This is a genomic window from Psychrobacter sp. CX21, from assembly GCF_057396255.1.
Genome location: NZ_JBXYJG010000003.1, coordinates 40358 through 65019, shown reverse-complemented (window position 1 = coordinate 65019; position 24662 = coordinate 40358). Strand labels below are relative to the sequence as shown.

The 24662-nt window shown below is 40.7% G+C and carries 20 protein-coding genes and 1 pseudogene; 10 read left to right on the top strand and 11 right to left on the bottom strand.

The genetic code is table 11. The features are described 5' to 3' along the window. Positions 1-42 precede the first annotated feature (42 nt). Entirely contained in the window at positions 43-1800 is a 1758-nt protein-coding gene (locus tag AC2SLP_RS02740) for a SulP family inorganic anion transporter (protein WP_486535108.1), read from the bottom strand. 476 nt (positions 1801-2276) lie between these two features. On the opposite strand from AC2SLP_RS02740, the gene trxC reads away from it, so the two are divergent. Then, positions 2277-2711: a thioredoxin TrxC gene (gene trxC / locus AC2SLP_RS02735; RefSeq protein WP_486535107.1), complete on the top strand. Its 435-nt coding sequence runs from the start codon at positions 2277-2279 to the stop codon at positions 2709-2711. Positions 2712-2727: 16 nt separating this feature from the next. Here trxC and AC2SLP_RS02730 read toward each other — a convergent pair whose 3' ends face one another. Further along, positions 2728-4092, bottom strand: coding sequence for an anhydro-N-acetylmuramic acid kinase (locus AC2SLP_RS02730; protein ID WP_486535106.1), 1365 nt, complete (start codon positions 4090-4092; stop codon positions 2728-2730). A 292-nt stretch (positions 4093-4384) separates the two neighbouring features. Between AC2SLP_RS02730 and tyrS the strand changes: the two genes are divergently transcribed. Further along, a complete protein-coding gene (gene tyrS, locus AC2SLP_RS02725) occupies positions 4385-5620 on the top strand; it encodes a tyrosine--tRNA ligase (protein WP_486535105.1) in 1236 nt (411 codons plus the stop codon). A 163-nt stretch (positions 5621-5783) separates the two neighbouring features. On the opposite strand, the gene AC2SLP_RS02720 is transcribed toward tyrS, so the two are convergent. Beyond that, entirely contained in the window at positions 5784-7130 is a 1347-nt protein-coding gene (locus tag AC2SLP_RS02720) for a hypothetical protein (RefSeq protein WP_486535104.1), read from the bottom strand. A 226-nt stretch (positions 7131-7356) separates the two neighbouring features. On the opposite strand from AC2SLP_RS02720, the gene AC2SLP_RS02715 reads away from it, so the two are divergent. Next, positions 7357-7581 carry a DUF1653 domain-containing protein gene (locus AC2SLP_RS02715; protein WP_486535103.1) on the top strand — a complete coding sequence of 75 codons (225 nt, stop codon included), beginning with the start codon at positions 7357-7359 and terminating at the stop codon, positions 7579-7581. A gap of 142 nt (positions 7582-7723) precedes the next feature. Here the strand turns inward: AC2SLP_RS02715 and AC2SLP_RS02710 are convergent, their stop codons facing one another. From AC2SLP_RS02710 to AC2SLP_RS02700, 3 genes are all read right to left on the bottom strand, one after another. Further along, the gene (locus AC2SLP_RS02710) at positions 7724-8932 is read right to left on the bottom strand and encodes a low temperature requirement protein A (protein ID WP_486535102.1); all 1209 of its coding nucleotides are present in this window, start codon (positions 8930-8932) and stop codon (positions 7724-7726) included. 140 nt (positions 8933-9072) lie between these two features. After that, on the bottom strand, positions 9073-9657 hold the full coding sequence (locus tag AC2SLP_RS02705) for a YceI family protein (protein ID WP_486535101.1): 585 nt from the start codon (positions 9655-9657) through the stop codon (positions 9073-9075). A 258-nt stretch (positions 9658-9915) separates the two neighbouring features. Beyond that, positions 9916-10374: an Mpo1 family 2-hydroxy fatty acid dioxygenase gene (locus AC2SLP_RS02700; protein WP_486535100.1), complete on the bottom strand. Its 459-nt coding sequence runs from the start codon at positions 10372-10374 to the stop codon at positions 9916-9918. 490 nt (positions 10375-10864) lie between these two features. Between AC2SLP_RS02700 and htpX the strand changes: the two genes are divergently transcribed. Next, the gene (gene htpX / locus AC2SLP_RS02695; protein WP_486535099.1) at positions 10865-11776 is read left to right on the top strand and encodes a protease HtpX; all 912 of its coding nucleotides are present in this window, start codon (positions 10865-10867) and stop codon (positions 11774-11776) included. 216 nt (positions 11777-11992) lie between these two features. Here htpX and pnuC read toward each other — a convergent pair whose 3' ends face one another. Both pnuC and nadR read right to left on the bottom strand, forming a co-directional pair. Then, the gene (pnuC, locus tag AC2SLP_RS02690) at positions 11993-12733 is read right to left on the bottom strand and encodes a nicotinamide riboside transporter PnuC (RefSeq protein WP_486535098.1); all 741 of its coding nucleotides are present in this window, start codon (positions 12731-12733) and stop codon (positions 11993-11995) included. A 208-nt stretch (positions 12734-12941) separates the two neighbouring features. Then, entirely contained in the window at positions 12942-13988 is a 1047-nt protein-coding gene (gene nadR / locus AC2SLP_RS02685) for a multifunctional transcriptional regulator/nicotinamide-nucleotide adenylyltransferase/ribosylnicotinamide kinase NadR (RefSeq protein ID WP_486535097.1), read from the bottom strand. Between the two features lie 484 nt (positions 13989-14472). On the opposite strand from nadR, the gene AC2SLP_RS02680 reads away from it, so the two are divergent. The 6 genes and pseudogenes from AC2SLP_RS02680 to epmA all read left to right on the top strand — a co-directional run bounded on the left by AC2SLP_RS02680 (position 14473) and on the right by epmA (position 22548). Further along, complete coding sequence (locus AC2SLP_RS02680) at positions 14473-14685, top strand: PspC domain-containing protein (protein WP_486535096.1); 213 nt, start codon at positions 14473-14475, stop codon at positions 14683-14685. A 428-nt stretch (positions 14686-15113) separates the two neighbouring features. Continuing rightward, entirely contained in the window at positions 15114-16121 is a 1008-nt protein-coding gene (gene glyQ, locus AC2SLP_RS02675; protein ID WP_486535095.1) for a glycine--tRNA ligase subunit alpha, read from the top strand. 75 nt (positions 16122-16196) lie between these two features. Then, positions 16197-18290, top strand: coding sequence for a glycine--tRNA ligase subunit beta (gene glyS / locus AC2SLP_RS02670; RefSeq protein ID WP_486535094.1), 2094 nt, complete (start codon positions 16197-16199; stop codon positions 18288-18290). Between the two features lie 562 nt (positions 18291-18852). Beyond that, positions 18853-19917, top strand: a pseudogene (locus AC2SLP_RS02665) (AI-2E family transporter); the annotation flags it as partial. 507 nt (positions 19918-20424) lie between these two features. Next, entirely contained in the window at positions 20425-21564 is a 1140-nt protein-coding gene (locus tag AC2SLP_RS02660) for a 4-phosphoerythronate dehydrogenase (protein WP_486535093.1), read from the top strand. Between the two features lie 9 nt (positions 21565-21573). After that, positions 21574-22548, top strand: a complete 975-nt coding sequence (gene epmA, locus AC2SLP_RS02655; protein WP_486535092.1) for an EF-P lysine aminoacylase EpmA — start codon at positions 21574-21576, stop codon at positions 22546-22548. Positions 22549-22728: 180 nt separating this feature from the next. On the opposite strand, the gene AC2SLP_RS02650 is transcribed toward epmA, so the two are convergent. The 3 genes from AC2SLP_RS02650 to AC2SLP_RS02640 all read right to left on the bottom strand — a co-directional run bounded on the left by AC2SLP_RS02650 (position 22729) and on the right by AC2SLP_RS02640 (position 24556). Then, a complete protein-coding gene (locus AC2SLP_RS02650) occupies positions 22729-22929 on the bottom strand; it encodes a zf-HC2 domain-containing protein (protein ID WP_486535091.1) in 201 nt (66 codons plus the stop codon). Between the two features lie 192 nt (positions 22930-23121). Next, a complete protein-coding gene (locus AC2SLP_RS02645; RefSeq protein WP_486535090.1) occupies positions 23122-23748 on the bottom strand; it encodes a sigma-70 family RNA polymerase sigma factor in 627 nt (208 codons plus the stop codon). A gap of 136 nt (positions 23749-23884) precedes the next feature. Then, on the bottom strand, positions 23885-24556 hold the full coding sequence (locus AC2SLP_RS02640; RefSeq protein WP_486535089.1) for an HvfX family Cu-binding RiPP maturation protein: 672 nt from the start codon (positions 24554-24556) through the stop codon (positions 23885-23887). Between the last annotated feature and the right edge of the window lie 106 nt (positions 24557-24662).

Genomic DNA, 24662 nt, shown 5'->3' with positions numbered 1-24662 from the left:
ATTGTTTTTATTGAATTATACTGCTAATAGCAGGCTTTTATTCTATTCGCCTTCTTTTTGTTGAATGGTTGGGATAATGTCGTTTTTAGGGTCATCATCGGTTAACAAAGTGACTGCTTGTACTGTGCTCAAAAATACGCGTCCGGACAACTCTTGGATGATAGGGGTGTGCTTAATAACATCCATGATAGGCCCTTTGATCACAGCGTAATGTAAGCGTCTGTCTTTCTCAATTAGCTCTCTATTTAGCGTAATGAGCATCTCTTGAGCGGTTAGATCAATATGGTTGACAGCGGACATAATCAGCACCAAATCGCGTGCTTTTGGATAAGCATTCAACGCATTTTGAATTTGGGTATGTACCGAGTCGCTGTTACCAAAGAATAAGCTCTCATCCACACGCAGTATTAACAAATTATCATAAGTAATGACGTCGTGACGATTAATATTACGAAAATGCTCAGTACCAAGCAATCGGCCAACCACAGCAATATGTGGCTGGCTAGATTGCCATATAAGACCAGCAAATGACACAATGATCCCGACCACCAAACCTGTGTTTAAGCCAAATAATAGTACCCCAGCAAAGGTTGCGACGTAGCTTAGGGCGTCTAATTTATCAGTTTGGTAAGCGGCTTTAATGGTTTTTAAATCAATGAGGCTAATGATGGAAGCCATAATCATAGCCCCTAAAAGGGCATAAGGTAGAGGCGCTATGATTTTGCTTAATATGAGTAAGGTTGCCACCATGACGGCGACAGTGATGATGCTTGCTAATGGGGTTCTAGCACCAGAGTCGACATTGATGGCGGTACGCGAAAACCCACCAGCCACAGGAAAGCTTTGAGTCAGGCCGCCAGCCATATTTGCCAGTCCCAGACCTCTAAGCTCTTGATTAGCGTCAAACGACTCTCCGCGTAGACGCGCATAAGTACTTGCTACAGAACTACTTGATACAAACGCAATAAGCGCCATCAACCCAGCAGTCGGAAGCAATGAGATAACTTGTGATAACGAACTTGCGTCTGGCAATACGATATGCGGTAGGCCGCTTGGAATATCCCCGATAATGTGAATACCATAGCTACCCCAATCACCGATATGGCTGGCAATAATGGCCACAATGACGACCAATAGAGGGAACAAACGGCTCATCCATTTGGCTTTTGAATCTGAGAGCCACGAGCCCCACAGTTTATGACTGGCATATCGATTGAGTATGAATAATACCAATGCGGTCAAACCGAGTATCAATGTAGGTCCGTGCAGCTGATGCCACTGCTGGGTTAATGAGGTTAATGAGTTGGGTAGGGTAGTACTAACGATTGGAATATTTGTTATATACTTAATCTGACTCAAAAAGATAAGAACAGCTGCACCACTTACAAACCCGGCTGAGACGCCGCGGCTGATAAACTGCATAATCCAGCCAAGCTTTAAACGTCCTGCTACCCATAGCAAGATACCGATCATGCCAGCCAGTAAGCTTGCTAATAAAGCATATTGAGCACTTCCTGGTTCAGCATATCCATGTAGACCACTGGCTGTCATAATGGCCGTGATAGCCACAGCACCGACTGCTTGCACATTACTTGAGCCAATCCAAGCGTAAGCCAATACAGGTACAATTGATGCATACAGCCCGTATTCAGGAGGTAGGCCTGCCAGTACGGCGTAGCCCAAACTTTGGGGGATAACCAATACGCCCACCACCAGCCCTGCAATAATATCAGTCGACAAATGGGCAGATGAATATTGTGTGAGCCATGTCGGCAATAGGCGGGAGGGTATGCGAGACATAAGTTCTCAGACCTTCAAAAGCGTCAAATAGCGACAAATAAACGGTTGATTGATAAACTGTTTATTCCTAAGCAGTTAATTGATGAACAGTTAATTGCTGAACAGTTAAGCGATGAACAGATAATAAAAAAAGTAATAGATAATTGACCATTATTTTGTCAGATTAATTTGTATAAACACCTCTATTCTAACAGCATTTGTGGGTCAAATAAGTTATTGGCTTGCAACACATCTTAAGTCATATAAATTAAGCATTCTAGATAAATAAAAAAGATACTACGCTCATAACTTAACCGTTGAGGGCTTGATAATTTATTGCCCCGCTGTCATAAAAGTATTATATAGTCGAACCACTCTTAAAGTGTTACAGCGTTTAACTCGCTTAACCTACGCTAGTAGTACTTGCATACGCTTGACTTGTACCACTGTTAAGATTGATTGACTAAAGTTAACTGTGAATAAACAAGGATATATCTATGACAACTTCCTCATCATATCTTGTGTGCCCAAATTGTGCTGCCACCAACCGTATTCCTAATGAGCGTCTGAATGAGATGCCTCAGTGCGGCAAATGTAAACACACTTTATTGACCTCAGCTCCCGTCGTTTTAACAAGTCAAACCGCATCAAAAACCATTCAAAAGAACGATGTACTTACTATTGTTGATTTCTGGGCAAGTTGGTGTCAGCCTTGCCATATGATGGCGCCTGAGTTTGAGAAAGCGGCAAAACAGCTGCCCAATGTGGTGTTTACTAAGCTACAGACAGATCAATTTGAACAGGCTGCGGCGCCGTACAATATACGCAGCTTGCCTACCCTAGTAGCGTTTAAAGGTGGTAAAGAGATTGGCCGACAGTCTGGTGCTTTGCCAAGTCATCAAATAGTGCAGTGGGTACAGTCTTTAGGCTAGTCTTAAAGAGTTTGGTTTAAGCAAAACAAACCTGCCCCAATACCACAGCTTTATTGGCACCAGTAACCGCAGGCAAGTTACCTGTTTCACCCATAATGGTTTGGCGAGCCAGCCACGCAAATGCCACGGCTTCTACCCAAGTCGGCGCTATCCCAAACTCTTGACTGGTGCTGACTTTCCATTGGGGCAGTAGCTGAGCAATATTTTGCATTAACGTCTTATTATAAGCGCCACCTCCGCAAACTATGATATTGCCCGATTTCAATTGTAATCGCTTTTGTTCCGCAATAATCGCTTCGCAAAGAGTTTCAGCGGTAAGCTGGGTTAAGGTCGCCTGTACAGAGGCGGTATCAACAGGCTGCTGAGTGTTTACATTAGCCACGTTCGACTGTTTAAGACTAAACTGTTCAAGTTGTTCGGTCAGCCAAGGTAGGTTGAAGTCTTCTCGGCCTGTACTCTTAGGAGTGCTAAGGCTAAAATAAGGATGAGCTTTTAGCTGTGCGAGTAGATCTTTATTGACAGTGCCAGACTGTGCCCATCTGCCTGACTCGTCATATAGTATTTCAGAATCAGGGTGATGGCTTTGATACCAAGCATCGAGCAAAATATTGGCAGGTCCAGTGTCGTAGCCAGTAACCTTATCTTTATGCTTTGCTGGTAAGACGCTTATATTGGCTATACCGCCAAGGTTAACCACTATAAGGTCGTCATGACTATCATTATCTCTGTTACTATTACTGTCATTGTCACTGGCATTTTTAGAAGCAGCAAACTGAGCCAAATGAAAAGCAGGGGCTAGAGGTGCGCCTTGGCCACCCACCGCCATGTCTCTACGACGAAAGTCAGACACGACACTAATGCCAGTACGTTCAGCAATAATATTTGGGTCTACCAGTTGTAAGCTAAAGCCTAAATTCGGACGATGGCGAACCGTTTGACCATGGCAGCCAATGGCCAAGATTGACTCTGCTGAGAACCCTGAGCTTTTGAGTAACTCATCGACCATGGTACTAGCAAATTCAGCATAGGCCTTACTAGCCCATCCAAACCATTCAAGCTCACTTTGAGGCTTAAGATGTGCAATAGTGCTGATATTTAATTGATCAAGCTGCTGCGTTCCATTAGGCTGACAAAGCGCTAATAAGACGCTACGCAGGTCATCGGGAAAGTCTTTGGAGTGAGTGGCGACGATTTTTTCACAGTCATTATCATCAAACTGGCTTATGACAGCATCCATACCGTCCAAACTCGTACCAGACATCATCCCAATATAATAACCCGTATCAAAGCTTTCAAACAGCGTCTGATTTAACACCTCACTAAAGTCATCTGTCATAATTGCAGGGTTCGAATCATCATCGTGCTCGGAGATATTTGGCATGAAAAGACCTAGTTGAAATATTGAATAAAGGTTAAATAAACAAGAAATCAAATTATATACAAGAAGACATACCAGTCTAAGGCGTGCCCCTAATCAGAGAACGATTAAACGGTTAGGATGTTACCCTCACTAAGCTTTGACTTCTTTGACTATAAGTAGCGATTCTAGCGGTATTATACTAAAGTGACTGATAGATTAAACTGACTATAGTATACTTTGTCCATCTTAACATCATTCGTCATAACATCTTATCCACTCAAGTTATCAATTCAAGACCCGTAAAGAGGAAATCATGAGTACAGCGTTATCAGAGCAAGCAGCCAAAGCCTTATCAATAGACGAGCAACTGGCCATCATTCAGCGTGGGACGCACGAGATACTATCAGAAGAAGATTTGATTGCTAAGTTAAAGCAAGGCCGTCCACTCAAAATCAAAGCAGGGTTTGACCCCACCGCACCAGATTTGCATTTGGGACATACGGTATTGATCAACAAGCTAAAGCATTTTCAAGATTTAGGCCATGAGATCTATTTTTTGATTGGCGACTATACTGCCAAAATTGGTGATCCCTCTGGTAAGAATGCAACGCGTCCGCCATTGACTGATGAGCAGGTCATGACCAATGCCAAAACCTACGCCGAGCAAGTATTTAAAATCTTAGACAAAGACAAAACTCATGTGGTGTTCAACTCGCAGTGGTTTAATGACATGAGCGCAGGCGAGATGATTCAGTTGGCAAGCCAGTTGACCGTCTCTCGTATGCTTGAGCGTGATGACTTTGCAAAGCGCTATGCGGCGCAAACCCCGATTGCGATTCATGAGTTTTTGTATCCATTAGTGCAAGGGTATGATTCTATAGCGCTCGAAGCGGACGTAGAAATGGGTGGTACTGACCAAACCTTCAACCTATTAATGGGTCGCACCTTGCAAGGCCGTTATGGTCATGAGGCGCAAGTGTGTATTACCGTACCCATTTTAGAGGGATTAGATGGCGTCAATAAAATGTCTAAGTCGTTAGGTAACTATGTGGCTATCGATGATGCACCGGGTACTATGTATCAAAAGCTGCTCTCCATGCCAGATACGCTTATCCGCCGCTATTATGAGTTTTTGAGCTTTAAGCCGATGGATGAAGTCGATGCGCTAATGAAAGAGATGGAAGCGGGACGTAATCCACAAGAAATAAAACGCATTCTAGCCGAAGAGTTAATTGAGCGTTTCCATGACAAAGAGGCGGCCCAAAACGCGCATAAGTCTGCCGGTAACGTCTTAGCGGATGGTGAGCTGCCTGTCGATCTACCCGAAGTAACGCTTGAGCTTCCTGATGGTCAAGATGCATTATTCATCACCCAAATTCTAAACCAAGCTGAACTTGCCAAGAACAACGCCGCTGCCAAAGACATGCTAAAACGCAACGCGGTAAAAGTAGATGGTGAGGAGATTAATGCTGGCTTTAGTTTAACTTCTGGCCAAACGGTAGTGATTCAAGCGGGCAAAAAGGCGTTTGCTAGGGTGACGGTTGCTTAAACAATGGGTATTTAGAAAAATTTACTACCAATCATCAGTTATTACCGCTTCAGCCAATCCTGAAGGAAAGCGATTGATTTTTGGTTTTGCTTTCATTTACTGAGAACAAAAAAAGTAGTAGAGTTCAAGCTCTACTACTTTTTACATAGAATTAAAATGTGGTTTATTTATTAAGAGTTGCTTTCATTTCTGCAAAGCTAAACTGCATTTCCATTCCTTTGTATGATGCAGCACTTTTACCTACACTTTGTGGGTCATAAGAGTTGTCTTTAATAGTACTTATTAACATCTCACAGTTACCTACTAACTTTTGGTCTATGAACTCTCTTATATTAGGAACTTTCCAATACACCTTGTCGCCGTCAATACCAATAAGAGTATGTAAGGAGACTACTATAGGAACTATGAATCCATCAGGATATTTATATGAACTGTCGTATCTATAAAACTTCGTTTTTGATGGTTTCTCTTTAGTTTCTTTAACCTTCGAAATTCTACCAAAACCAGGAGAGATATTGTTATAGGCAGTAGGAAACTTTTCATAGATTAAATCGTAAAGGTAAGGGATATCATTCATCAAAGAAAACGCACTTGCTATTAAAGGCGGTAGCTCTAAGTTGTCAACATCATCCTCGTTTAACTTTAACTGCTCGATAATCTTTGAGAAAGTTGCTACACAGCTACCTTTACTGCTGTAGATATTAATAGGATTTATGTTGCCAATATCAGTATTGTCTAGCTTTCCAGCACGTTGAAGAGCTATAAAAGGTATAAGTGATAATGCTACAATGTCGTCACGTCTAATGTATTTATCTGCTTCTCCGTCTTTCCACTCAATATAATTCCTAATTTCAGGGTCTATATACTGTTTAAGTATGTCATAATAACCACGGTGATTTGCTTTTGCACCGCTTGCAAGTGAATTATTGTTATTACGGGCATCTGATATCTCAAAAACTTTGTCAGCAAAAGCGTCTTCGAAACCATTTTTAGGATAGACTATTTCTACTGGGATTTGGAACTTTTGAGTTGCTACAAAGTCTTCTATCTTATCTTTATATTTCTGCCAAACATCCGCAAAGTGAACCCATTTACTGATCTTTCTAATATCTTTTGGGACTGGTACATCGTTTTGATTGAAGTACTCTTCAAGCATAAATATACCAATAGCCAAAACGTTATGTCCGCCATCTAACAAACCATCAGTAACTGAATGACTATCAAAATTTAATTTATACCTGCCTCTTTGAAGGATCTCAAAATCTTCACATGCTATTAAAAGACCTTTAGTTTTAAACACCATGTATTCTGGTGAATTCTTAAGAGTATCATATATGGATCTTACAATATTATTTTTAGTTGCACTTCGAGGATTAGCTGTAAGATCGAGATGATCAAGAAGTTTTGCCATATTCACAGCATCAATAGTACTCAGAGTTTTATTGATATCATTGAAGGTGAAGTCAGCGCTATTGACGGTCTTTAAGATTAAAGAATCATGATTTTTCATGGAGTTGCCTCTTTATAATTAATAAATTATAAGAAGCTGAATAGAAAGTGGAAATCGCACTTGGAGACACAATCTAAAGAAATAGATTGTTATTATAATTCTGCGTTTTATACTTATGTACTATCCAGTACTTCTCAACCTCCTTTTCAGGAAGTAAATATATTTAAGCACGAAATTTAATAATTTTCAACAATATTTTAACATTTATTAAAAGGAGGGTATTAGAATGCAAACAGTTCAACAAGGTATCTACCGCCATTACAAAGGCAGTCTATATCAGGTGCTGCATACCGCCCATCATTCTGAAACAGAAGAAGATCTTGTGGTCTATCGCTGTCTGTATGGTGAGTATGGGGTGTGGGTACGCCCGCTAGAGATGTTTACCGAAACCATAGAGCGAGATGGCAAGCAGATACCTCGCTTTGAGCTGATCAAGCCGCTTGCGGATTAAGTCGTCTTAATCTAATAAAAAGCAGCTATCATAAAAAAAGACAGCGTAAGTGCTATCTTTTTCATTTATCTTGTTCATTGCTCTTATTACTTGGGTTGCTCTTAACTCGTTATTAGCCCATTACTATTTCGTTATTAGCCCATTAATGCAAGGCGCTTTGACTTCGATTAAATTTGAAAGTCATTAAGATAGGCGCAAGTACGCTAAGCCAAATGCCATAGGTAATGGGCAGACCGAGTACAACGGCATAGAAGCTAATGCCAATGATAGCTAAAGCGATGAGTAATGTCAGAATATTATACTGCGAGCTGCGACAGATAAGGCGGCGCAGCACCCATAAGATAACCAAAAATGCCGCCAGTTGAAGCATTACCATACCCATAGCATAGGGCATCGTTACCGCATGGTGTACTGACTTAGCAGAGGCTTCGACTGCATAATCCATCGCATCGGGGACTAAGTTTAAAGCGCTGCCAATACCTGCTAGTGAAGCGAAAATAAAAAAATGTCCATACCCAAAAGAAATCAAATCATGACGTCGTCTCTCTTCTTTTAAAATAGCATCAAATGGTACGCTAAAGTACAGCCACCATAATGCAAATAAAAGCGCTACCATACCTGACCCTGTGACCAATATATCGCTGGCGTTGTAAGCAGGATCTGCTAATAAATAGCGGATGGTGCCACTTACTCCTAGAATTCCTTCACCCAATACGATAATGGTTAATAGTCCATACCGCTCGGCTAAATGACTAGGGTGCCAATTATTAAATTGCTCAGCACGCGCCCAAATAGGCATAATTAGTTCCGCGATGACAAAGACTAAAAGTGCCGGCGTTTGTAGTACAGGCGGTAAAAACAGCCAGCTGATCCACATGGCCTGTAAGCCAAGTAGGCCAATTACACTGCGTCTAGCAACTTGTCTGTGCTCAGGTAAGTGTTTGTAGACCCGATACCACTGGCTACAGCTTGCAAGGCGCATAATGGCGTAACCGGCGACGCCAATCCAAATAAGGCCCTGATCAAAAAACCGACTAATATTGGCCGCTATCAACAACGAGCCAAACATTTGCATTAAGACGGAAAGACGATAAGGGGTATCGTCGGGATCGTAGCCTGAGCCAAACCAAGTGAAGCTGGTCCACGCATTCCATAAGATAAAAAATGCTAAAGTAAAAGTAATAAACCCACTTAAATCATGTTCACTCAACCGATGATAAAAGCCTTCTGCCGCGGCGGAGACGGCGATGACATATACCAAATCAAATAATAACTCGAGTGTAGTTGAAGCGCGATGTGGCTCAGTTGGGTCTCGAGCATAAATTCGTCTGATGTTGGGCATAAAATTCATGCGGTATTTTCCAAGTATGGCGTTTTAATACATTGTACTTAATATAGCAAGAATATTAGCAGTCAAAAATAGAGTATAAAAAAAGGCGATACTCAACTATGAAGTAGCGCCTTCTTAAAAAGCTTAATCATATATAGATTTTATTTTTTCAAACCAGCTTCGATTTGAATTTTAAGCTTAATATCCTTCATCATGCCGCCATCAGTGTAGGTGTCGATACCCCATTTAGTTCTGTCGATAGTGGTTTCAAAATCGCCACCACATACTTGGGTTTTTAGTAAGGGGCTATCATAGCAGTTAAACTTAGTGGCTGTCAGTGTAACAGGGTGAGTCTGATCAAGCAACGTAAGATGCCCATTCACGGCAGCAACTTTATTGCCATTAAATACCCAATCTGTAGACTTGAAGTAAGCTGTTGGATATTCCTCAACATTAAAGAAATCAGCAGACTTTAAATGGTCGTTAAATTTGCGATTACCAGTATCAATACTGCTAATTGGAATCGTAACCCCAACAAAGCCTTCACGCTTAGTAGGTTCATACTCTACAATACCTGTTAAACCATAAAAACCACCAGCGTTGGTAGAAGTACCGAAATGATCTACCGAAAAACGTGCGTTGGCATGATGCGGGTCAATTTCATAAGTAGCGGCATTACTGGCCACACTTAACGTACCAAGTCCTGCTAAAACGGCGATAGTGACAGCATTTTTTAATATTTTCACAGTTAATCTCCTTATGATAGTCCTAAAGCTTAATAATTGACTTAAACTATTACTAGATAGATAATTAAGTACGCATAAACATTTATTAGTAATACTTATATTTAAAGCGATAAAGTTTAATAAATATATAAGTTTAGCACACACAAGGCTACTGCTGTTTGAAGCAATTTGGTTGTATTTTAGTATATAAAACACTTATCAAACTGATCTAAAATGCGTCCATATTCACCGATACGTATAAAACTTAAACAGTCTGACTCAAGCCGTCTGAGTAGGTTTAATTTTACGACGTAAAAACAAAGTATTGGCAACCCATGCTGGTCCGATCAGTAAGAACTGCAGGTCTTCAAAGAAAGAAGGTTTTTTGCCTTCTATTTTATGCCCGATGAACTGACCAATCCATGCCACGACAAATACAGCCGCCCAACCCTTAAAGCCAATAGGTAATAGGGCAATTACTGAAAAACAAATCAGCGTAAATATGCCCATTGCAACGAACATAGGCGGGGACAGTTTGAAGTAAAATATGGCTATCAACATGGCGACCACGATAGTGAACCATGCAGCGACTGACATCCCCATACCTAAAATACTGGCAAAAATGGTAGGAACGCACAGCCAGTGAATGGTTTTATTAATTGGGTTTTGATGGCTAACTGCATAGTCAGCAAGCCATTGTTCTAAAGAGCGTTTGGTAGATTGCTTACGAGATGACATCCTAATGTCCTTATTAGTGATGAATGTAGAATTCTATTATTGCAGGTAGCTAGCTTGTTGTAAACACATAGGTAATGTAAACACATAAGTTAATTGCATAGCCTATCTGCTTGATGTTCAACTTAATTTTTAATTTATAGATAAGAGAGGCGCCCTAGATTGAATGACGAAATAATATTGAATAAGTAAGTTATAGTTAATCAGCAAGAAATATTGAATAAAGACCTCACCACCCCCATTTTATTAACTAACATAAGTATTTAAGTATTTAAACAAGAGTAGGACAACAGCAGCAGTAAACCCAGTTATATCGGTTATCTTTATTTAAAAGCTATTTAAAAGCTATTTATAAGCTATCTAGCATAAGTTATTAGTCATAAGTTATGTGACATCATTTAATGGATACATTCTACACCGTTGAATGATACGGAATGATTAAGTAATATGGGCGTTGACGTTGTATTGAAACTTTGAAAAGGAAGTAAAGCGTATGATGCGTGTGGGGTTATTTTTATTAACAAACTTAGCAGTGCTGGTTGTATTCGGCATTGTATTTAGTATTTTGTCTAGCGTCTTTGGGCTAGGGTCTGTACATGGTGTGGGCGGTCTGAATCTAGGTAGCTTAGCGGTAATGTGTGCGATATATGGCATGGTAGGGTCAATGATCTCTCTATTATTGTCAAAATGGATGGCAAAGCGCTCAACAGGGACAGTCGTTATCGACACTCCAAGTAACGCCACAGAAAAATGGTTGATGGATACAGTGGCAAAGCAAGCCAAAGCAGTCAATATCGATATGCCAGAAGTAGGGATTTTTGATAATGCACAGCCAAATGCCTTTGCAACGGGTTGGAATAAGAACAAAGCCTTAGTTGCCGTGTCTTCAGGACTGCTACACTCTATGACGCCAGATGAAGTAGAAGCTGTGTTGGCGCATGAAATTGGCCACGTCGCTAATGGTGATATGGTGACTTTGGCGCTGATTCAAGGGGTGATAAACGCCTTTGTGATGTTCTTTGCACGTATCGTGGGTAGCTTTGTGGATAGAGTGGTATTTAAAAACGAAGATGGCCCCGGTATTGGGTACTTCGTCACCAGTATTGTGATGGATATATTGCTTGGATTCTTGGCATCCGCCATTGTGATGTGGTTCTCGCGTAAGCGTGAATACCGTGCTGACCAGATGGGCGCAAAGCTTGCAGGCCGTGACAAAATGGTAAGTGCGCTTGATGCCCTGCGACCCGTTGAAGCCAGCCCTGCCCAAATGCCAGATAACATGAAGGCGTTTGCAATAGCGACTGGTCAGGCGCAAAGCTTTAGCATTGCTAGCTTCTTTCGCTCGCATCCTTCATTAGATGATCGTATTGCGGCGCTTAAAGATTATACGCCTAACAAGGTTTAATTCATTTGTGGTAAGATTTATTTGGTCATTGGCTTGATTTATTAAAGTATAACCTGCTCCAATAAACTCTTATCTATAAAAATACCGCCAGAGTGTCGCGGTATTTTTTATGGAACATCGTATTTAATACCTCACTCTAATGTCTTATAATAAACACACGGCATCAAACATACAGTATAAAGCATACAGTTGATAACGATGAGGTTTGTATGGCTATTAAGACGTGCTTTCACGGGCGTTTCGTTGCCATTCATACAAACCAACAAAAGAATTAATTTGATACACCATAGTTTGAATGGCAAAAATATAATTGCCCGTCATGAGGTTAACAATTAGCCATACGAAATTAACCATAATCCATATCCACCAATTAAATGAATAACGCAGAATCATAGTAGCTTGCGCCGTAATGGACAGTATAAAGGCAAAGACGTTAATCCAATAAAAGTCTATCTTACCTAAGAACTGACTGCCATCATTTTTAACGAGCGCATAACCTTGATGCGCAAGCCATTCGTTGACGATAGGGAATAAAGCCAAGCCAATAGCAATAAAAGCAATGGTCACCATCCATACCCACTTGGTCGCTGACTTGGGTATCATATTACCATCAGCATCTGTATTTTTAGACCAATAAAACAAGCCATACACATGCGTAAAGAAATTAAATAAAGGAGCAAGCATTAAGCCAACAGCGCCAGAGGTAGCTTGCACCACCACTTCACCAGCGGTTGCTGCCATACCCAGTCCATTACCCATGACGTTTTTGCGAAAGGATAGCGATACCACACAGACTAAGCCGACCAATGAGACGCCCAAATAAAACCAATCTAACGTCTCATGCTCAGTAGTTAGCCAAAACCCTGAACTCAATGCAATAACACCAAATAAAAACCATGCAACAATCCATTGCAGGGCCCATTTTCCCGTAATATTATCCAAAAACTTTATGCGCATATGAGTCCTTTATAGTTGTGGTTCTGGTTTAGAAGGTGTGATTAACATCCATAAGTTAATGTGAATCGATGAAAGTTAATGTGAATCGCTGAAATCCTGAATCAATGACCTACCGTAACCGAATCTCTAAACACATGACCAAACCACTAGCTTGATGAGAGACGTTAGGGCGATAATAGCAAAATTTGATCGTTATGATAAACCTTACTTAGCGCGTTGTATTATAAATATTTTTGTCAATATAATTGATGGCATCGGCATAACGCTGGAAATAGTCTGGGCTAGAGATACGGAAAGTATCTATATTATGACGATTAAAAATATCTACCAAGCGACTCTCAAAACGGTCTCGGGCTGTTTCAGAGCCCAGTGAGCGCATACCATCAGCAACCCAAGGGGTGTTATTGGCCAAAAATAAAGTATGATCGAAGCGAAACTCTTCAATACACGCCGTGACAAAAGGATGAGTACGACCTTCGTATTCTTCACAAAACGCTTGTGTCGTGACAAAGTCAGTATCCACAATTGTAATAGGCGCTTGCGCTTGGTACATGATCTCACGCATGGCTTGGGCGTGGTCAAGTGCAATTGGACCGTAGTCGTTATATTGCAAACCCACCTCAGTACCCCCTAGATCGGTACCGACATACAGCCTACCCATTTCTAACACCAAGTCAGCACCATAATAATTGGCAAGTTTGTGCGCCAAAGTTGTTTTTCCAGAGCTTTCACCGCCAACGATAGCGACTGTTCGGGTGTAACTGCCACGAGCTTCGGGATGAATAATGTCCCAGTTGGCAATCGGGTTAAAATGAATCGCTGTACTATCAAACTCAGGATGAAGAGGGGTGCTGGTGACGTCCATATTTAATGACGTAGTCACCGCAGGTTTAGATAGGGGGTGACCTTCGGTAACCAGTAATACGTTATCTTTATCTATCGAAAATTTATCTTGAATATAATCGATTTTGGCGTTGTAGGCATCAATGTTAATTGTAATGTCTTCAACACTATCATGTACTGGGAATGAAAAATCATCGCACACATGAATCCTGATAAAAGGAAGATCGCTACAGGCCATCTGCAACCAGCGCGCTTTGTCTTGCAATGTCACTGGAAACTTAGGATTCGGGTTGGGGTGCCGGGTTATCACAATATGCAAAACTTCGACCAAAGAAGAAGCATGCAAAATAGTGCGAATATGTCCTAAATGTAGGGGTTCAAAATGTCCTATCATAAGTCCGGATTTTTGCATAACTTGTCCTTAGAGCGGCTTATTAAATGTATATGAACGCAAATATATTATAGATCTTGTCGAGGGTTATATTAAGGGAGTTTATTCTACATAATTCAATCGACAGGTTATATAAATTTATAGATAGGCTGCTAGTTATTAAATTCTGTTAATTATTAATAGTCCAAAAGAATCATATAGTTACATTGTACATCTGTTTTATGCTTTAGTGACAGTTGTGAAAATTTGGAAAGATTCTTTGGCTACAAACTTACAAATTCATTATAAAGGATAAACAGCATTTTTAGTCAATTTAGCTATAATAGAACGACATAAGATATTTGAGATATTCTAAATATCCCCGCACAAATATATTAATTTATTTTTGAGTTATAGATTGAATAATGGACAGCTATTATCGGTATCATAGCGTTAATTTGTCGTGGTGTTAATAGTGTTTAAGTATCTTTGGACGGATATCTCATCATATAAAGGAGTTATGTAAATGCAAAGACTTAATAAATTACATCGTTCACGTAATCATAAAATGATTGCAGGTGTGATGGGCGGTATTGCAGAATATTTTGGTTGGTCACCTAACTTAACTCGTATTTTATTCGTGATTATTTCGAGTGCAAGTACTGGCGTACCTGGTATATTAATCTATTTAATTTTATGGCTAATAATGCCTAAAGCATCTGTAGATTCTTATGTTTAAACATTTTTAAGTTTTATGTATTACTTAAAAGTTTATAGTTATTGGTTTGAAAGTACAGGGTTAGGTTTTAAGCTAATTTAATTTAAGCACCTATTAATTCAAGCAACTTTTTACCTTTTACATTATAACTTTCAAAAATATCACAACATCCCTAATTATAGCTAAATTCCTAATAATTAAATTAAAGTTCCGATTTGTTTTCCTCCTGCCTAGATGGCTAACCATCTAGGTATTTTTTTGTGTACATTAGTGCCTTTGTATCCTAATGCTCGAATATTGCGCAGACCCTAGATAAATTCGCGTTTTTTTAGTAAGGTTAGCGTATTAAAAATTATGTATTTATATCAAAATATACAAGCTTTATTATTTGTTGATCATCAACCCTTCTTTTTATTATTTCTTTCTTTCTTTCAAAACATGGCTATTTTATGACATTTCAAGAACTCATTTTAACGTTGCAAACCTATTGGGCAGATAAAGGATGTGTGGTATTACAGCCATATGATATGGAAGTGGGTGCAGGCACGTTTCATACTGCCACATTTCTACGATCATTAGGCCCAGAAATTTGGAACGCAGCGTATGTGCAGCCGTCACGTCGTCCTACGGATGGCCGGTATGGTAATAACCCAAATCGTCTACAGCACTATTATCAGTTCCAAGTGGTGATGAAGCCTAATCCTCCCAATATTCAAGAGCTTTATTTGGGTTCACTTGAAGCCATAGGTATCGATACGCTCACGCATGATGTGCGATTTGTAGAAGATAACTGGGAGTCGCCCACACTAGGGGCGTGGGGTCTTGGCTGGGAAGTTTGGCTTAATGGTATGGAAGTCACTCAGTTTACTTATTTTCAGCAGGTGGGCGGGCTTGAATGCTTCCCGGTGACGGGTGAAATTACATACGGCCTTGAGCGTTTGGCTATGTATATCCAAGGTGTCGATAGTGTTTATGACTTGGTGTGGACCGATGGTGAATTTGGTAAAGTGACCTATGGCGACGTGTTCCACCAAAATGAAGTAGAGCAATCTACTTATAACTTTGAACACGCCGATGTACCAAAAATGTTTGAACTATTTGATTTTTATGAGCAGCAAGCGGATAAATTGGTAGCAGCGGATCTTCCTTTGCCAGCATATGAGATGGTATTAAAAGCGTCGCACACCTTTAACCTATTAGATGCTCGTGGCGCAATATCAGTCACGGAACGTCAACGCTTTATTTTAAGAGTGCGTACCTTGGCGCGTAAAGTTGCGCAAGGTTATGTTCAGGCACGCGCAAAACTTGGATTCCCACTGGCAGATGAGGCGCATAAAGAAGCGGCTTTGAAAAAGTATTTACCACATGAGAGTGCTGAAGCTTGCGAGAAGCAGGATGGCAAGAAAGACGGGAAGAAAGACAAACAAGCCATTAAGAAAGGCGGCAATCAAAAGTAGATCACGTCAAGCCTGCACACTTGAACTCAATAGCGAGATAAATATTTATAACATCTTATAATCACAGAGAGCCACATGAGCACAATTTTATTTGAACTTGGTAGTGAAGAGCTGCCACCAAAGAGTCTAAAACCCCTACGCGATTCGCTAAAAGCAAGCGTTGAGAGTCAACTAAAAGACGCCAATATCAGTTATGATCAGATCAAAGCTTTTGCCGCACCACGTCGTTTGGCCATCCAAATTGAGGGCATTAGCGAAAAGCAGCCAGACCGTAGTGAGCAAAAACGCGGTCCAGCCGTTAAAGCCGCTTACGATAGCGAGGGCAACCCCACACGCGCAGCACAAGGTTTTGCTAAAGGATTGGGCGTAGATGTAAATGACTTAATAACCATCAATACCGACAAAGGGGATTACATTGGTTATGATTTAACTGTACATGGTCAAGCAACAACTGAGCTATTGCCTGCTATTTTTCAAACTGCATTAGACAATCTACCGATTGCCAAGCGTATGCGCTCTGGTGCTAGTCGTGAAGAGTTTGTGCGTCCTGTTAAGTGGTTGGTACTTATGCAAGATGATCAAGTTATTGAAGCAAACATTCAAGGCTTAACGTCTGCTAATCAAACCTTAGGACATCGATATCACTCCCCAACTGCGTTAACGATTAGTCATGCTAAAGATTATGAAAGCCTGCTTGAAGACAATAAAGTGATAGCAGATTTTGATCGTCGTCAGCAAACCATTTTAGAGCGAGTTAAATCATTAGCAGATGAGGTTGATTCGCAGCCCATCGTGCCGCAAGAGTTACTTGATGAAGTTACTTCATTAGTAGACTTGCCGGTAGCACTACGAGCCAGCTTTGAAGAGCGGTTTTTGCAAGTGCCTCAAGAAGCTTTAATCAGCACCATGCAAGCGGATCAAAAGTATTTTTGCTTAACTGATAAAGACGGTAAGCTACAACCTTACTTTATTTTTATCAGTAATATTGAATCCAAAGACCCAAGTCAAGTGGTTAGCGGTAACGAAAAGGTTGTGCGTCCACGCTTGGCAGATGCTGAGTTTTTCTACCTGCAAGATCAAAAGCAGCCACTAATTGAAATGGCTGAGAGTCTAAAAACACGCGTATTCCAAGATAAATTAGGCACAATTTGGGAGAAGTCTGAACGCATTGCCAAACTTGCAGCCTCAATTGCCTCACTATTAATAGAAGATAATATAGAAGGTTATACTGATATTGATATCGCGCAAACTAAACGCGCTGCGATATTGTCTAAAGCTGATTTAACCAGTACCTTAGTTGGTGAATTTTCGGAATTACAAGGTATTGCAGGTACCTATTATGCGCGATTGAATGGGGAGCCAGAAACCATAGCAGCGGCTATCGAAGAGCAGTATTTACCTAAGTTTAGTGGTGATGTATTGCCGCAAACGCCAATCGGTATTTGCTTAGCATTGGCCGACCGTTTGGATACGTTAGTCGGTATCTTTGGTATTAATCAAGCGCCAACGGGATCAAAAGATCCGTTTAGCCTACGCCGCTCAGCAATTGGGATACTGCGTATCCTAATTGAAAAACAGCTGCCTATTAATCTAGATAAGCTAATTGAGCAAGCCATTACAAATTACGAGGGTAGGCTCGAAAATAGTGAGGAAACTTTAACCCAAGTTATTGATTTTGTGAACTCACGATATCGTGCTATGTATGTCGAGCAAGGTATGAGTGTTGATACGATTCAAGCGGTTTTAGCCATCGACCCCGCTGTACCAATGGACTTTGACCAGCGTATCCATGCGGTAAGTGCATTTCGTAAGCTGCCTCAAGCGGCCACCTTAGCTGAAATTAATAAACGTGTGGCCAATATTTTAGCCAAATCTGAAGGTAAGGTTAGTGATAGGGTGACCCAAAGCTTATTAAAAGAAGCGGCCGAGCAAGCGTTATACAATGCCGTAGTCAAGGCACAAGAAACAGTCGCGCCGCTACAGTCCGAAGCTAAGTATAACGAGATTCTACAGGCCTTAACGAAACTTGAATCACCCCTTACCGATTTCTTCGATAATGTAATGGTGAATAGCGACAATGACGCGTTAAAGTCTAATAGATTGTCCTTGTTAAAACAGGTACGTGAGTTATTCTTAACGGTTGCCGATGTCGGCGAGTTACAGATTTAATGACATCCTAATTGGTTTTTAAAAATACCAGTCTTTTTAAGAGGGCATAACGTTCGATTATGTCCTTTTTGATATCTAATGTTTGAAAATTAAACCTTTTTTGATATATAACCCTCTATAGTCAAAGAACTTTAAAGTAGTCACAAGGCAACCGAGTGCAAGTACTACTAGGGTAGGCTTAACGAGGTTAACACCGTGACTCTTTATAAGTTCGCCGACTATATGTCAAGCTCACTGAACTTATTAACGGTCGTGTTTGTACTCGTTTCCCTCAATATTCTGACTTTAAGATAATGTGTTAGATTTTCAGCAGCTTTAATGCTCTAGCAGTAATATTGTAAGTAATAATTACAAGTTAGCATTACTCATTTATATGACTTTATCGCATAATATTAAGCGTCACTCTTTGACATTATTCTTTTTATCATAACTCTCTTAAGATTATTTTTTATTTTATCGAATCTATACTTTCGAACCTTATAGTATCGAATTTGTGGCATCGTATTTGAGGCATCGTATTTGAGGCATTGTTAAGACTGTATTTCTTTAGGTATGCGTTATCATGATTGAAAACTGGACACGTGAGCTGGTTACGCAGCGAATATTAACCGCAACATTGTTGGTTATCTTATTTATACTGTGTTTTAAAGTGGTACAGTTTTTCATCGTGCCTGCACTTTGGGCAGCGATTTTGGCTTATGTGACATACCCTCTTTACAATTTCTTTTATCGAAAAGTTAAATTAAGCTCTGATATGAGCGCCGGTATCATGACGGTGACTGTATCACTGATTTTAGGCGTACCTATCGTGCTTGGGCTGTTTGTTTTACAACAAGAGGCGCTTAATTTGTACGGTACATTATTACACCGCATCAAAGCAGGCTATGTTGATTTGCCAGAAGAGATTAAGAACTTACCTGTCATTGGACAACAGATCAAAGATATCTTGTGGGAGATAAATAAAGACCCTGAAGCTTCATTAAATGCATTTAGAGCGTGGATGCAGTCGCATTTGTATTACGGTAAGGTAGCGTTAGATGTGGCGTTTAGTACCATGGCAAAGCTAGGTATGGCGCTGATGACGCTGTTTTTCTTTTACCGTGATGGTATCAGTTTGATGAAACAAATTCGTCAAGCGCTGCGTAACATTATTGGCAATCGGATTGATAATTACATTGATTCGGTAGGATCTACTACCCAAGCTGTTGTGTATGGCATTGGTTTGACTGCTTTGGCGCAGGCATTTTTGGCAGGTATTGGCTACTATTTTGCTGGGGCGCCAAGTCCAATTTTGTTAACGCTAATGACCTTTGTGATTGCGTTAATCCCGTTTGGTACGCCTTTTGCTTGGGGCGGGGTGTGTATTTGGCTATTTACTCAAGGAATGGCTGCTGAAGCAATTGGCTTAGCGTTATGGGGGACTTTGGTTATAAGCTGGGTAGATAATTTAATTCGTCCTATCGTCATATCAGGCGCTACTAAGATTCCTTTTATCATTATCTTTATTGGGGTGTTAGGCGGATTAACCGCTTTTGGATTTGTCGGTCTGTTTATTGGGCCTGTGGTGTTAGCCATTGCTCTGGCTGTATGGCGCGAATGGATTAATGAGCACCGTAATGTGATTTTTGCGCCATTCTATACCAGGCTCCATCGTCACCAATGGACGCCTGCAGAAACCCCTGTGTCATTTGAAATATCTCCTGATGTGGTCTCGTTTAGTAAATATCCGTTCGCAGATTCTGCTTTACATCGTGTAGAGCAAGGTTTAGACAAAGAAGCGATGCAAACGCCTTCTGCAGCTGACCCAAATGCTGGCCTCGGTAATAATGAATCCAGTAACTCAAATGCTAGTAGCTTAAAGAAAAACAATATTGTCGTCATAGGCAAAGCGCCTGACTTAGAGGATTCCCCTCAGGTAGATACAACCGATGCAACAGATGAATCCAAGGCGGCTAATAGCACCCACGAAAAATAATAGCTACGCGAAATAGCACCTATAATAAACCGCACCTATATAAATAGAAACTAATTAATAGAAACTATAAAAAAACACTTAAAAAAAAGCACGTATAAAAAATGTCACCTACAATATCCAGTAGGGTATAAAAGCGTTTATATAATAAAAAGGGTAAGTATGCTGACCATAATCGCTGATAGTAATATTGCGAATTTACATGATTATTTTAATGAGCAAGTGTTGCAGCAGTCTATTAATCTCATTGCGATGGCTGGTCGTGATATCGATACCAAAGTCATTGCTGAGTATCAGCCTGACGCATTACTGATTCGTTCAGTTACTCCAATAAACGAAGCGCTTTTAGCAAACAATAGCACTGTTAAATATGTGGGCTCAGCAACCATAGGTACGGATCATGTCGATCAAGATTATCTAACTCAGCGTGGTGTTAATTTTTCCAATGCAGCTGGCTGTAGTAAGCACTCAGTTGCGCAGTATGTCATTAGCGCCATCCTAACACTGCGTCCTCAGTATTGGGCATTTAAAGACAGTAAAGATACACCTACCAAACCAATAGAGCCAATAAAGTTAGGTATTATCGGTTTGGGCAATATTGGTAGTACGCTTGCTGGATACGCCCTTGATTTAGGCTGGCAGGTGCTAGGTTATGACCCTTTGTTAGCTGATTCTAAGATTAACAATGCAAGCTTTGATAAAGTGCTTCGTGAAAGCGACGTTATTAGCTTACATGTACCATTGACCCTGCTGGGCTATAGTGAGTTGCCCACCCAGCATATGATTAATAGTACTGTTTTAGAAAAAATGCCGGTAGATACAATGCTAATCAATACCTCACGTGGTGCTGTGGTCAATGAAGCAGATTTATTGGCGGATTTGGATAAACATCCTGAGCGTCAGGTTGTGCTTGATGTGTTCGAACATGAGCCAACCGTTAGTGCCGAGTTATTAAATAGATTAACGATTGCCACGCCACATATTGCTGGTTATACCCTTGAGGGCAAGCTGCGAGGGACGCAGATGATTTTTGATACTTTTGTACGCTCTTATGGCGAGAGGGGTACAGATATCTTGACCATTAAAGAGCAGGACTTAATGGCTGATTTATTGCTTGAGAATCCATATAAGTGGCAGCAGCTAAAAGATAATCCGCAACAACTGACTGAGTTTTATGATATTAAAGCAGATGATAAGTTGCTTAGAGACAGTGTCGATAGCAGTGAGCAAGCTGTACCTGCTGAGGCGTTTGATGTTCTTCGTAAAAACTACTCTCTGCGCCGTGAATGGCTATTTGTATAGGGTGTTTCCATGTCTCAATCACTTGATTTCCACCCTACAATGAGCCTTGGGATGGCTCATAAACGTGCCGAGATGCTTGCCAAAATCCGAGAATTTTTCGCACAGAAAAACGTACTAGAAGTGCAAACGCCTCTGCTTTCTCAAGCAGGCAATACAGATGTGTTTGTGCCATCAATTTCTGCCAATATTACTCTCCAAGATACCCCAACAACTTACTACCTACATACGTCACCAGAATTTACCATGAAACGTATGTTGGCAGCTTGGCAAGTGGCGATTTATCAGATTTGTCCTGTATTTAGAGATAATGAGGTAGGTCATCGTCATAACAGTGAGTTTACGATGCTTGAGTGGTATCGTCCTGGATTTAGTCTAAATGAGCTGGCTTTAGAGCTGGCTGAATTGCTCACTGTGGTTTTTGAGCGTGAGCAGGTACTAACACACTACAGTTATAGCCAAGCATATATGGATTATGTGGGTGTAAACCCTTTAAGTGCCAATTGCCATATTTTATCGGCTATTGCAAAGCATAATGGTCTGTCTGGTATCGATTTGGGGGAGGATCATCAAGGGTGGCTAGATTTGTTGTTTAGCCACCTAGTAGAGCCTAATTTGGGTCACGATAGTCCGACTTTGATAACCGATTATCCCCCTGCGACCGCGGCTTTGGCAAAAATTGAAACGGATAGTGACGGTAATAAGGTTGCCAAACGATTCGAGTTATATATCAATGGCATTGAGATTGCCAATGCGTATGATGAACTGGCAGACAGTCAAGCATTAAGGGCGCGATTTGAGCAGGATAATATTGAACGGACTCAGCGAGGGTTGCCTGTTATGCCAATCGATGAGCGTCTATTGGCGGCTTGCGATGCGCTGCCAGCGTGTAGTGGCATTGCGCTAGGCATTGATAGGTTGATGATGGTGATGACGGGTGCAAAAAATATTGATGATGTGATCGGGTTTGGTGTGGATAGGGCTTAGTATGCCAGCCATTCGACAACTATAAGCCATTCGACAATTTTAATTAATTCGACAGTTTCAAGTAATTCGATTAGGTCAAGCAATTAACCCTTTTAAACCATTAAGTAGCGTTTAAGCCATTAAGTAGCATTAAAGTAGTATATATACTGGCCTTCATCGATAAGTTAATTGTTAGATGTGCTACTCATTTTCAGAGGGACTATGAGTATCTTTGGACTGAAAGTCTTTCATAATTTTACTCAATGTTTTACTGTTGTCTTTGAACGCTCGACATCCAGGGCACATTATTAAATGGGAATGCAGTTGTATTTTTTCCGCAAGATGTAATGGTCGCTCTTGCCCATCGCTGACAATTTTGGTGATGCGTTTACAGTTTTTCATAGTGTATGTCGCCTTAGCCTTAATATCGATGAATTCTCTACAGCTCTCTAATATAGTCAGCGAACGACTAAATGGTTGCAGTGTTACCCTCGTTAATCCTACTCCAGTAGTACTTGCACTCGGTTGCCTTATAACCCTTTTAAAACTTCTTTGACTATACCTTTTCTATAAAACCCTTATCCAAGAAAGCCGTTATTCGTCAGCATAGTTAAACCATTTTATGGACAAACAAGTCTGAAGACCAAGTCGTGCTCGATGCATTAACACATAATAATTACTGCTACTTATCTTTAACGACTCGCAGATCTCTTGGGTCTCAAGCTCAATGTATTCACGCATCAAAAATGCGCGCGCTTGTTCACTTGGTAGGTTGGTTAAGCAGGCTTCAAGTACCTGCCAAAATCCCTCGGTATGGACATGGGCTTCAGGGTCACACCAACTGTCATCAAATTGACTCGGCTTACACTCTGGATACCAAGACCCAGCCTCATCAAATAAGGCATCCAATAAGCTATCCTCATTGCCATCGCTACTCTCTTGCATGCTCGATATCGTAGAGTATTTACTATTTTTGCGAATATTATCAATAATTTTATTTTTTAAAATGGCAAATACCCAGCTTTTAAAAGCCGCATTGCCTTTAAATTGACCACTATATTGTAGCGCTGAGAGTAACGCATCTTGAACCACATCTTCTGCCAAATGATAATCGTCCAATTGCAGGCGAGCAAATGCAAGCATTTGATGTCGAACTGCTTCGACAAACTGCGGGGTAATACTAGAATGCTCCGGGACAGGAAGCTGACTCGCTTCGTTCATTTTAACAGCTCTTATGTGTACCGTTGTCAAACAAGACAAGTTATCGGGTACGGTTGTTAGTATTTAGTATTGAGGGTATAACTTTAAAGTGCAAGGTTTAGGCATAAGCAAAATCATAAGTAAAAGTATAAGCTAATTAAGTCTTGTAATTATACTGCCGCTTAGAAGCAGAAGGATTTAGCCAATAATCTAAACTCACATAACGACCTGCGCCATAAAATAAGGTCACCAGTAGCATGACTGCATAGGTGGCCGCAAACTCAATTCCGTTATTTAAAATCACAAAATTACCCGTTTCGGTTAGCCAGTCATAGTTACCATGAGTTTGTAATATCTCTTTTGCCTTATCCAAACGTGACGCCGCCTCATTTGTATTCTCTAAACTGGCCTCACTGCCCCAAAAGCCAAACGTATTCATTAGGCTAGAAAGGCTGGTGTCTGGATTGGTCGGAGTAATAGCATACCAGCCATTGACCCAGTGGACACTGAACATCGCTACCAACATGGTAATAATCAAGGAGAATGACACAAAACGGGTGCCTAACCCAAATAATAACGCAATGCCGCCCACTAGTTCTGCCAAAATAACAAGTACCGCCATAAACGTCGGCATTGGCAAACCTAATCCCCAATCACTATTGCCAAACCATTGTACGATGTCATTAAAACCTGTGACCTTGTTCCAGCCTGCACTGATAAAAATAGGCGCAAGGTATAAGCGTATCGCTAAAGGCGTAATAAAATCTAACGATTCTAATCGAGAAATAACGGCGTTAAAGGGTCTAAGGGTGTTGTTGGCAAAGCTCATAAGATACTCTCAAGGTTAGAAAAGGGTTCTATATATTTGGACGGTAAGGTTAGGGCTTAAGCATAATGGAGACTATAGTGACTGGGTATCATTTATTGACACTGTC

What these genes read in the sequence shown, in the direction of transcription:
- AC2SLP_RS02740 (WP_486535108.1), bottom strand. Translation starts at nt 1,800, where the DNA reads ATGTCTCGCATACCCTCCCGCCTATTGCCGACATGGCTCACACAATAT.
- trxC (WP_486535107.1), top strand. Translation starts at nt 2,277, where the DNA reads ATGACAACTTCCTCATCATATCTTGTGTGCCCAAATTGTGCTGCCACC.
- AC2SLP_RS02730 (WP_486535106.1), bottom strand. Translation starts at nt 4,092, where the DNA reads ATGCCAAATATCTCCGAGCACGATGATGATTCGAACCCTGCAATTATG.
- tyrS (WP_486535105.1), top strand. Translation starts at nt 4,385, where the DNA reads ATGAGTACAGCGTTATCAGAGCAAGCAGCCAAAGCCTTATCAATAGAC.
- AC2SLP_RS02720 (WP_486535104.1), bottom strand. Translation starts at nt 7,130, where the DNA reads ATGAAAAATCATGATTCTTTAATCTTAAAGACCGTCAATAGCGCTGAC.
- AC2SLP_RS02715 (WP_486535103.1), top strand. Translation starts at nt 7,357, where the DNA reads ATGCAAACAGTTCAACAAGGTATCTACCGCCATTACAAAGGCAGTCTA.
- AC2SLP_RS02710 (WP_486535102.1), bottom strand. Translation starts at nt 8,932, where the DNA reads ATGAATTTTATGCCCAACATCAGACGAATTTATGCTCGAGACCCAACT.
- AC2SLP_RS02700 (WP_486535100.1), bottom strand. Translation starts at nt 10,374, where the DNA reads ATGTCATCTCGTAAGCAATCTACCAAACGCTCTTTAGAACAATGGCTT.
- htpX (WP_486535099.1), top strand. Translation starts at nt 10,865, where the DNA reads ATGATGCGTGTGGGGTTATTTTTATTAACAAACTTAGCAGTGCTGGTT.
- pnuC (WP_486535098.1), bottom strand. Translation starts at nt 12,733, where the DNA reads ATGCGCATAAAGTTTTTGGATAATATTACGGGAAAATGGGCCCTGCAA.
- nadR (WP_486535097.1), bottom strand. Translation starts at nt 13,988, where the DNA reads ATGCAAAAATCCGGACTTATGATAGGACATTTTGAACCCCTACATTTA.
- AC2SLP_RS02680 (WP_486535096.1), top strand. Translation starts at nt 14,473, where the DNA reads ATGCAAAGACTTAATAAATTACATCGTTCACGTAATCATAAAATGATT.
- glyQ (WP_486535095.1), top strand. Translation starts at nt 15,114, where the DNA reads ATGACATTTCAAGAACTCATTTTAACGTTGCAAACCTATTGGGCAGAT.
- glyS (WP_486535094.1), top strand. Translation starts at nt 16,197, where the DNA reads ATGAGCACAATTTTATTTGAACTTGGTAGTGAAGAGCTGCCACCAAAG.
- AC2SLP_RS02660 (WP_486535093.1), top strand. Translation starts at nt 20,425, where the DNA reads ATGCTGACCATAATCGCTGATAGTAATATTGCGAATTTACATGATTAT.
- epmA (WP_486535092.1), top strand. Translation starts at nt 21,574, where the DNA reads ATGTCTCAATCACTTGATTTCCACCCTACAATGAGCCTTGGGATGGCT.
- AC2SLP_RS02650 (WP_486535091.1), bottom strand. Translation starts at nt 22,929, where the DNA reads ATGAAAAACTGTAAACGCATCACCAAAATTGTCAGCGATGGGCAAGAG.
- AC2SLP_RS02645 (WP_486535090.1), bottom strand. Translation starts at nt 23,748, where the DNA reads ATGAACGAAGCGAGTCAGCTTCCTGTCCCGGAGCATTCTAGTATTACC.
- AC2SLP_RS02640 (WP_486535089.1), bottom strand. Translation starts at nt 24,556, where the DNA reads ATGAGCTTTGCCAACAACACCCTTAGACCCTTTAACGCCGTTATTTCT.